The organism is Rhodococcus sp. EPR-147, assembly GCF_001647185.1.
Classification (GTDB): Bacteria; Actinomycetota; Actinomycetes; order Mycobacteriales; family Mycobacteriaceae; genus Rhodococcoides.
This window is the reverse complement of record NZ_LVCU01000515.1, coordinates 1-8,741: the sequence shown is the minus strand read 5'-3', so window position 1 is coordinate 8,741 and position 8,741 is coordinate 1. Positions and strand designations below refer to the sequence as shown.

Genomic DNA, 8,741 nt, shown 5'->3' with positions numbered 1-8,741 from the left:
ATCTCGGTAGCGCTCGTTGTAGTCGAGGCCGTAGCCGACGACGAACTCGTTGGGGATGTCGAAGCCCACGTTCGCGACCTCCACGTCGACCTTGATGGCGTCGGGCTTGCGCAGCAACGTCACCACCGACAGCGAGGCAGGCGAACGGGTCGCGAGGTTGCGCTTGAGCCAGCTCAGCGTCAGACCGGAGTCGATGATGTCCTCGACGATCAGCACGTGGCGTCCGGTGATGTCGCGGTCGAGGTCCTTGAGAATCCGGACGACACCCGACGACGAGGTGGACGAGCCGTAGGAGCTGACCGCCATGAACTCGAGCTGCGCCGGGATGGGCAGGGCCCGGGCGAAGTCGGTCATGAACATGATCGCGCCCTTGAGTACACCGACCAGGAGCAGGTCACCTTCGGGTGCGCCTTCGGGATACCGCTGGGCGATCTCTTCTGCGAGTTCCGCAGTGCGCGCTTTGATCTGTTCCTCGGAAATGAGAACCGATTCGATGTCGCCCTCGTACACGGGGTTTCCCTTCATTCGTTCTCCAGGCCGACGCTCAGCCTGCCATGCCGACGCGAGCACACCAACCTGGCGTCGGGCGTTCCTCCCGGCAGCGCAACCCCGCCCTGGCCGGTCCACCGTCCGACGAGGGCGTCGACGGCCCGGATCTGCCGGTCGGTCAGCGACGTCACACCCCGGCCGAGCAACCATCGGCGCAGTACGCGGCGACGAATCGCGGTGTCGAGCGAGTCGATCGAGGACACCTTCAGTTCCGGTGCACCCAACGCGACGACGGATTCGGCCATCGCGTCGAGCACCCGGCCGTCCTCGCGCAACTGCTCGGCGGTCCGGGCGAGCGCAGCGGCGACACCACCGCCGAGCACGTCCTCGAGCAGGGGCAGCACCTCCTGACGCAACCGCACCCGAGTGAAATCGGGGTCGATGTTGTGCGGATCCTCGAACGGCTCCATCCCCAACTCGACGCAGGCAGCCCTGGTCACGCTGCGTCGAACCCCGAGCAGCGGCCGACCCCACGGCGCATCGAACGCCGCCATGCCCGCGATCGACCGCGGGCCCGATCCGCGCCCCAGCCCGAGCAGCACCGTTTCGGCCTGATCGTCGAGGGTGTGCGCCACCAGCACCGACGCGTCGCCGCGCTCGCGATCCAACGCGTCGTACCTGGCCCGGCGGGCGGCGGCCTCCGTCCCACCCGAGCCGGTCACCTGCACCGGCAGCACGCGCGCATCGACCACTCCCAACTCCGACGCCCGCGCCGCAGCCGTCGCCGCAACCTCCGCCGAGCCGGCCTGCAGACCGTGATCGACGATCAAGGCGCGCACGTTCGGGGCCTCGGCCACGGTCGCGGCCGTCAAAGCGAGCGAATCCGCGCCACCGGACAGCGCGACGGCAACCGGTCCCGGATAGGCCGACAACCAACCACGCACCGCACGCCTGACCTCCAACAGTGCGGGCCCCTCAGGCAGGAGCACTAGCCCAGAACTCGCGCGATCCAGGCGTCCGGGTCCTCGATCTCCGACAGCAACGGCAGTGTGTCGGGCCCGGTCCACACGGTGTTGAAGCGTTCCATTCCCACCGTGGCGACGACATGATCGACGAACGCCTTGCCGCGCACGTACTGCGCCATCTTCGCGTCCATGCCGAGCAGTGCCCGGACGACGCGTTGGAGCGGGTTCACCTTGCGTTGCCTGCGCTGATCGAAGGCACCGCGAATCTGCGTCACGGTCGGCACGACGGCCGGTCCGACGGCGTCCATCACGTGGTCGGCGTGACCCTCGAGCAGGGTGCCCAGCACGAGGAGTCGGTCGATGGCGTCGCGTTGCGGCTGCGGTTGAGTGGCGCGTAGCAGTCCGACGATGCCTGCGTCCTCGGACTTGGACGACCCGTTCGGATTCTTGCGGGCCTTGAGCGCGCCGGTCAGCCGGTTGGCGACATCGGTGAGCGGCTCGTCCGTGCCGTCGGAGAGCACCCCCACGTTCTCGCGCATGTAGCCGCCGAGCCAGGGAGCGGAGGAGAACTGCACTCGGTGTGTCACCTCGTGCAGGCACACCCACAGCCGGAAGTCGCTCGGCGAGACACGAAGCGCCCGCTCGACGGCAATCACGTTGGGCGCGACCAGGAGGAGCGTTCCGTTCTCGCCGGTGAACGGGTCGTACTGTCCGAGAATGGCGCTGGAGAGGAACGCCAGCATCGCTCCGGCCTGCAGCCCGGCCGGCTTTCCGCCGAGCAGACCCGACGGCGGCGTACCGTCGTCGTCTCCGGTCAGGTGCTTCATCGACGACGCAGCCGCGGCGATCCAGCGGGCGCGATCGACCACCTGGGCGTCGGGCACGGGGAGTCCGTCGGCCAGACCGGTGGTCTCGCGAACCGGCCCCTCGGCCCGAATAGATGCGGCGGCAAGCTCTTCCACGGCTGCAGCGGCGGTGTAGCGAGAGGTGGCCGGGCCCTTGCGGACCAGCTTCGCTCCGGTCTTGGCCGCAACGGACCAGTCGACGGCTCCGGCGAAACCGGAGGTGGCCGCACTGTCGTCGGCTTTCGTAGCTGCGTCCGTGTTCACTGGCAACCACACAATCTCAGGGTCGATGCGACGGCATCGAGGGCGGGGCGACTGACGTCGGGCGGCCGGTCGTTGGACATCAGGGCGAAGGTCAGGATTCGGCCGTCGACGTCGACGACATATCCCGCCAGAGCGCTTGCAGCAGAAAGGGTTCCGGTCTTGGCTCGAACCCACCCCGCTCCGGTTCGGTTTCCCGAGGCATATCGATCCGTCAGAGTTCCGGTGGCACCGGCAACGGGAAGGTAATCGAGCATCGGACGCAGCGCAGGCTGCTCGGTTCCGGCTGCCGACGTCAACACCTGATCGAGCAGCCTGGCCGGAATCCTGCCGTCGACCGACAGCCCGCTGGCGTCCTCGAGCGTGAGTCCGGTCATGTCGAAACCTGCGGCGTACAGGGTCTGCCCGATCGCTGCCGTTGCACCGGAAAAGCTTGCGGCCGTGTTCATCTCGAGTGACAGTTCGCGTCCGATGGCCTCGGCGAGGACGTTGTCGGAGCGATAGATCATCTGCTGCAGGCGGTTTCGCAGCGGCGCGGATTCGACGGATGCGATCTGATCGGCCCCGTCGGCGGCCTTGCCGGTCGTCACCGCCGCCGGGTCGACGCCCAGCCCTGCGGCCAGTGCGCGGCCCGCGTCCAGTGCCGGGGTGGTGCTGCGTGGGGACTCGTCGACCAGTGGGTTCGATCGTCCGCCGTCGAGCATGATCGGTTCGATCGGCGTGATCGAACCAGCGGCGATGTCGGCGGGAAACCAGCCCTGCGCCATCGTGTCACCGGAATAGATCGAGGTGTCGACGGCGATGCTGCGCACCACCGTTCCGCTGCGCCGAATCTGCTCGACCAGGTCGTCGATGCGCGCCGCGCCGGGATAGAACCCGTCGGTGCCCACCGGCAGCGCGGTGAGGGTGGGGTCGCCGCCCGCGATCAGCACGATGTCGCCCTCGCCACTGCCCTGGACCACGCGAGTGGTGACACGATGATCCGCCGGGAGCCCGAGCATCGCAGCCGCCGCGGTGAGCACCTTGGTGGTCGAGGCAGGTGTCATCGGGGTGTCGGGGTTCTGGGACCAGAGCACCTGCCCGGTCTGCGCGTCGGCGACGGTTCCGGTGAAAGTGCCGAGGGCTGGATCGTCGACCACCTGGGCCAGCGCCGCTGCCAGACCTGCAGCGTTCGGCATCGGTGCCGATTCCGGGAACGGGGTGATCAGCGGGTTGGGCAGCACTGTCTCGGGCGGAGGTTCGATTGCAGTCTCGGCACCGTCGGACACCGACGGCAGCACCAGGGCGGCGGTCGTCGCAGCGAGGATCACCACGAACAGCGCACACAGCGTCAGGATCACGCGCTTCTTCCTGCGCCGTCGACCCGCTGTGGGGCCGAGGAACCGCCGTGTCAGCCCCGCCACCGTTCCTCCGTAACTGCCGTGGTCGTACCCATGATCGTCCAGTCAACAGTATCCTCGGGTCCGGTAGCCTTGCGCCGCCACCATCGACACATTCCCAACGACTCGAGCCGTTCCGGCTCGACGACAACAGTGAGGACTGCACGTGCCGTTCGACGTCACCATCGAGATCCCCAAGGGGCAGCGCAACAAATACGAGGTAGACCACGTCACCGGACGTGTTCGCCTCGATCGCTACCTCTACACCGCGATGGCGTATCCAGCCGATTACGGCTTCATCGAGAACACGCTCGGCGAGGACGGCGACCCGCTCGACGCACTGGTGCTGCTGCCCGAGTCGGTGTTCCCCGGCGTCATCGTCGAGGCCCGCCCCGTGGCGATGTTCAAGATGGTCGACGAGGCCGGCGGCGACGACAAGGTGCTGTGCGTTCCGGCCGGTGACACTCGCTGGGATCACATCCAGGACCTGAGCGACGTCTCGACGTTCGAGCTCGATGCGATCAAGCATTTCTTCGTCCATTACAAGGATCTCGAACCCAACAAGCACGTCACCGGGGCAGACTGGGTGGGGCGCGCAGAGGCAGAGGCCGAAATCGCTGCATCATTCAAGCGCTTGGCGGACAATCCGGGTCACTGATCGTTTCGGCACCACACACCTCGTCTCGGCCGTGGGCCGACGAAACATAGTTTGGGGAGACGTATGACCGACAGCACTTCCAACGGTGATCGGCGCAATCTCGATTCGCGACCGATTTCGGATCCGACTCAGTTTCCCGATCTGCCGGTGACGGTCGTCCTCGACCGGATCCCGGTGCCGATCCTCGCGGTCGACCCCACCGGTGCCATCGTGTTCGCGAACGAGGCCTTCGACGATCTGTTCGGTCTCGACCGCACCGAGCGGGAGGACTTCCACCTGCACGACATCTTCCCCGACCGGGCTCCGGAGGGTGTCAACGTCGCCGACATGTTCCTCACGACGGTGGCCACCCGCGCGGATTCTCTGTGGCGGATGACCGACAAGACCGGCGATATCGTGCAGGTGCGCGCCAGCAAGTCGATCCTGCGCCGTACCGAGGACACCATCGTTCTCGTCGCGTTGGAGGACTTCACCGATCAGCTGTGGAACGACCCCAAGAGCGCCTTGCGCTGACGCACGGAACACGTTCTTCCCCGAACGACGAACGGTGTACGCCGGCGGATCATTCGCCGGAGTACACCGTTGCTCTGTTTCCGCCCGCGTGCTTGGACTCGTACATCGCCGTGTCGGCGTCGAGCAGCACGTTGTGGACCAGATCGGCACTGCCACCGGACTCGGTGGCGGTGGACCATCGACTGCCGTCGAGCAGGGCCACCCCGACACTGACCGTCACCGGCACGTCGTCGGCTGGGTCGTGAATCGACTCGAGGATCTCGTGGGCGATCCGGTGCGCGGCGGCATCGTCGACCGGTAGCGCGATGGTGAACTCCTCGCCGCCGGTGCGTGCCACGCACGGCCGCGTGCCCGTGACCGCCGTCAGCCTGCGGGCCGTCCGGCGCAACACTCGGTCCCCCACCGCATGACCGTAGGTGTCGTTGACGCGCTTGAACTGGTCCAGATCGACCACCATCAGTGCGACGGAACGGTGCTCGTCCAGCGAGTTCATCATGCGTTGGAGCCGCAATTCCAGGCCGCGTCTGTTGAGCAGTCCGGTCAGCGAGTCCGTATTGGCGAGATCGAGTTGGCGCTGGATCACTGCGCGGAACGCGAGTACCGAGTTGACCACCAGAACCGTCACGAGGGTGCGGGCGAGGATCGACGCCGGATCCTCCGGCCGCTCGACCAGGGCGAGTACTGCGAGTAGCAGAATGACCGCGTTGACGAATGCCGTGTGGAACTTGAGCACGGTTCGCCGCGAGAAGTACGCGATGTAGGTCCCGATCACGGCGAACAGGGCAGCGCCGTACAGCGCGAGATCACGGTCGTCGAAGGTCAGCAGCATCGTCGACACGCCCACGTCGGCGTACACGACGAACCATCCCGGCATGTGGGAGGCGTCCGCCGAGCGCAGCCACCACCATGCCCCTACCGGGAGAGTCGACAGCAAGACCATCAGGCACACGACAACAGCCGTCGGTCCAACGGGACCGTCCGAGGACAGCATCGCTATCGCCCCGATGAGACCGAACGAGGGCACCAGCACGGCGATTCCTCGCGCCACCCGGCGTTCGAGTCGTACCGAGTTCCGACGGGTCCCGGCATCGGACGCGAGCAACGGCTTGTCACGACCGATCGGCACAGCATCCCCTCCGTCCGCGCTTGCTCTACGAGCGACTGCGCACTGCCTCGATCGCCCCGATCGTGGATCGCCCGCCGATCAGACGCTACCTGCGCGACGGTCGGGCAGGTCCGGCCTGATGGTTTCGTAATCGGTCAAGAAACGATCGAGCAACGTCACGAGCGATTCTCGGTCCTGCCGTGTCCACCCCTCGATCACCCGTCCGAGATTGTCGGTTCGTCGTTGCTGGATCGCCGCCGCTGCTTCCTGACCCGACGCGGTCACCGCGAGCACGAACGCTCGACCGTCACGTTTGTCGGGCAGCCGCTCGACGTGCCCCCGTTCGACCAGCTGAGCCACCTGCCTGCTCACCGTCGACGGATCGGAATTCACCATGGCGGCGAGTTCACTCGACCGCATCGGTCCGTCGCGCAGGAGCCGGAACAAGCATACGTACGCGGCACCGTCGACACCGCCCGAGGACGAGATCGCAGCGATGTTGCGCTCACGCAGGCGTTGCAGCCGAACCAGCTGCGTGCCCAGCTCCTCGGCGAACTCGACCACGTCAGTTACCGGTGAACTGCGCCGGTCGCTTCTCGAACACCGAGGTGATCGCCTCGGTGAGGTCGTGCGAGGCGAGGAAGGCGGCGTTCCAGGCCGCGACGTAGCGCAGGGAATCGTCGACGCTGGAGGATCGGGAATGATCCAGCACGGTCTTGATGCCCTGCACCACCAGGGGCGGATTGGCGGCGATGGCGGCGGCGCATTCGCGAGCAGCGGCCAGGGCAGCATCGTGGTCCTCGAACACGTCGTTGACCAGGCCGATCTTCTCGGCGCGCGCGGCGTCGATGTCCTTGCCCGTCAGCGCCAGCTCACGCATGTGCCCATCGCCGATGATCGCGGGCAGTCGAGCCAACGACCCCATGTCCGCGACGATCGCGACCCGCACCTCACGCACGCTGAACTTCGCGTCGGCACTGGCGTAGCGCACGTCCGCGGCGGTGATGAGGTCGACGCCACCGCCGATGCACCAGCCCTGCACGGCCGCGACGACGGGCTTGCGGCAGTCCGCCACGGCGTTGATGGCCTTCTGCATCGTCTTGATTGTGTCGTGGAACGTCGTTCGGGGACCGGCCAGTGCCTTGTCTGCCATGAGCGGACCGAAGGTTCCTGCCATCGCGGCGAGGTCGAGTCCGTAGGTGAAGTTCTTGCCCGAGCCCGCGAGCACGACTGCACGAACCTCGGGATCGGCGTCGAGCTGAGCGAACAGCTCGGGGCTCTCGCTCCAGAAGTCCGGGCCCATGGCATTGCCCTTGCCCGGTCCGAGGAGGGTCACTTGCGCGATGTGGTCGGCGATCTCCACGGAGAAGGCTTTCCAGGTTCGTTCCGTCATGCCTGCGAGCCTAGCGGCAGAGTCGCCCATCCCCGCACCGCATGTTACGGCGCGTAACGTCTGCGCTAAGTCCCTGCTCAGCTCTGGTGCATACGCCGAATGAGGCTCACCATCTATCCATGCTGATGCATCAGGGACTCGGCCTGGAGACGTTCAACGATCTGCCGCGCCGCAAGGCGGTGCATGCGTTGTACGAGTGTTGTTGCTCGGTGGCGTGGGCGTCGAGGGTGGCGGACGGCCGCAGGTATCGCTCACGGGCAGAGCTGTTCTCGGCAGCCGACGCGGAACTGGCGGAGCTGTCGGACGGCGACATGGACATGTTGGCCGCAACGCGTCCCGAGCCGAGCAAGGTGTGCGCAGCCATCAACGCCGATACGCGAGGCGCTCTGGTGACCGCGGCGCGCGCGTACTGCGAGCGATTCGGCTATCCGTACATCTGGAGCGGGTTGTTCGAGCCCGAGGGCTTCGAGCCGCGCGACATCCTGGTGGATCTGGGCCATCGACTCGACAACGACGATCGGACCGAACGCAAGATCATGCGCGACGAGCTGGCGAAGATCAACCACATTCGATTGGATCGCCTGCTCGGGCCCGAGGGCGGCTGGCCGCAGTACTGACCTGTTCGCCGAGTACGGACGGGCCGCCGACCCGGGATCAGCCGAACAGACCGACGACGCGACCGATCAGTCCACCGGCGATCAGGATCGCCAGCAACGCCGCCACACCGATGATGAGGATCGGCATGACACGGCTGCGCTGCGGCGGTTCGTGATTGGGGCCGCCGACTCCCGTTTCGGCGGGCGGGGTGTCTCCTGGCGTGACACTGCCACCGGCTTCGAGTCCTGCGGTGACGTCGGGATCGGGATTCTGAGCATTCATCTGTCCCGGTTACCCGGTGCCGTGTCCCTCAATCGAGATGTGCCCTAGCTATCGCTCCCGCGAACAGTTCGGAGACCGCGTCGGCGATGACTCCCTCGTCGATTTCCTCCGGATCCACCGAATGTTCGACGGCCAATCCGGAGATCAAGGCCGCCAGTGACGTCGCGAGGCGTCGGGCATCGAATTTCTTGCCGACTCCCCAGTCGTCCGCTCGCTCGGCGATGAGGCGTTCGAGCTCGCGCCGGAGTGCTCGA

12 protein-coding genes are annotated in these 8,741 nt (G+C 66.7%); 3 read left to right on the top strand and 9 right to left on the bottom strand.

Going from position 1 to position 8,741, the window contains the following annotated elements; genetic code table 11:
• The 4 genes from hpt to dacB all read right to left on the bottom strand — a co-directional run.
• Positions 1-510, bottom strand: a 510-nt coding sequence (gene hpt / locus A2J02_RS22170) for a hypoxanthine phosphoribosyltransferase (protein ID WP_068053658.1), incomplete at its 3' end; no start/stop codon positions are given.
• Between the two features lie 11 nt (positions 511-521).
• Positions 522-1,478 carry a tRNA lysidine(34) synthetase TilS gene (gene tilS, locus A2J02_RS22165; RefSeq protein ID WP_068053652.1) on the bottom strand — a complete coding sequence of 319 codons (957 nt, stop codon included), beginning with the start codon at positions 1,476-1,478 and terminating at the stop codon, positions 522-524.
• Positions 1,478-2,563: a zinc-dependent metalloprotease gene (locus tag A2J02_RS22160; RefSeq protein ID WP_442971496.1), complete on the bottom strand. Its 1,086-nt coding sequence runs from the start codon at positions 2,561-2,563 to the stop codon at positions 1,478-1,480. Before A2J02_RS22160 ends, tilS begins: the two co-directional genes overlap by 1 nt.
• Complete coding sequence (gene dacB, locus A2J02_RS22155) at positions 2,560-3,963, bottom strand: D-alanyl-D-alanine carboxypeptidase/D-alanyl-D-alanine endopeptidase (RefSeq protein ID WP_068053647.1); 1,404 nt, start codon at positions 3,961-3,963, stop codon at positions 2,560-2,562. The genes A2J02_RS22160 and dacB overlap by 4 nt, the downstream gene beginning before the upstream one ends.
• A 142-nt stretch (positions 3,964-4,105) precedes the next feature.
• On the opposite strand from dacB, the gene A2J02_RS22150 reads away from it, so the two are divergent.
• Together A2J02_RS22150 and A2J02_RS22145 are read left to right on the top strand one after the other, a co-directional pair.
• Positions 4,106-4,597: an inorganic diphosphatase gene (locus A2J02_RS22150; RefSeq protein WP_068053642.1), complete on the top strand. Its 492-nt coding sequence runs from the start codon at positions 4,106-4,108 to the stop codon at positions 4,595-4,597.
• Positions 4,598-4,660: 63 nt separating this feature from the next.
• Positions 4,661-5,110 (top strand): PAS domain-containing protein, encoded by a 450-nt coding sequence (locus A2J02_RS22145; RefSeq protein ID WP_032395173.1) that lies wholly within the window; start codon positions 4,661-4,663, stop codon positions 5,108-5,110.
• A 49-nt stretch (positions 5,111-5,159) separates the two neighbouring features.
• Here A2J02_RS22145 and A2J02_RS22140 read toward each other — a convergent pair whose 3' ends face one another.
• The 3 genes from A2J02_RS22140 to A2J02_RS22130 all read right to left on the bottom strand — a co-directional run bounded on the left by A2J02_RS22140 (position 5,160) and on the right by A2J02_RS22130 (position 7,608).
• A complete protein-coding gene (locus A2J02_RS22140; protein ID WP_068053639.1) occupies positions 5,160-6,236 on the bottom strand; it encodes a GGDEF domain-containing protein in 1,077 nt (358 codons plus the stop codon).
• Between the two features lie 78 nt (positions 6,237-6,314).
• A complete protein-coding gene (locus tag A2J02_RS22135) occupies positions 6,315-6,779 on the bottom strand; it encodes a MarR family winged helix-turn-helix transcriptional regulator (protein ID WP_068053636.1) in 465 nt (154 codons plus the stop codon).
• Between the two features lies 1 nt (position 6,780).
• Positions 6,781-7,608 (bottom strand): crotonase/enoyl-CoA hydratase family protein, encoded by an 828-nt coding sequence (locus A2J02_RS22130; RefSeq protein ID WP_068053633.1) that lies wholly within the window; start codon positions 7,606-7,608, stop codon positions 6,781-6,783.
• A 119-nt stretch (positions 7,609-7,727) separates the two neighbouring features.
• On the opposite strand from A2J02_RS22130, the gene A2J02_RS22125 reads away from it, so the two are divergent.
• Entirely contained in the window at positions 7,728-8,225 is a 498-nt protein-coding gene (locus A2J02_RS22125; protein WP_068053631.1) for a 2-oxo-4-hydroxy-4-carboxy-5-ureidoimidazoline decarboxylase, read from the top strand.
• A 37-nt stretch (positions 8,226-8,262) separates the two neighbouring features.
• Here the strand turns inward: A2J02_RS22125 and A2J02_RS22120 are convergent, their stop codons facing one another.
• Complete coding sequence (locus A2J02_RS22120) at positions 8,263-8,487, bottom strand: DUF6480 family protein (protein WP_068053628.1); 225 nt, start codon at positions 8,485-8,487, stop codon at positions 8,263-8,265.
• 28 nt (positions 8,488-8,515) lie between these two features.
• On the bottom strand, positions 8,516-8,741 hold a 226-nt coding region (locus A2J02_RS22115), incomplete at its 5' end, for a TetR family transcriptional regulator C-terminal domain-containing protein (protein WP_197478104.1).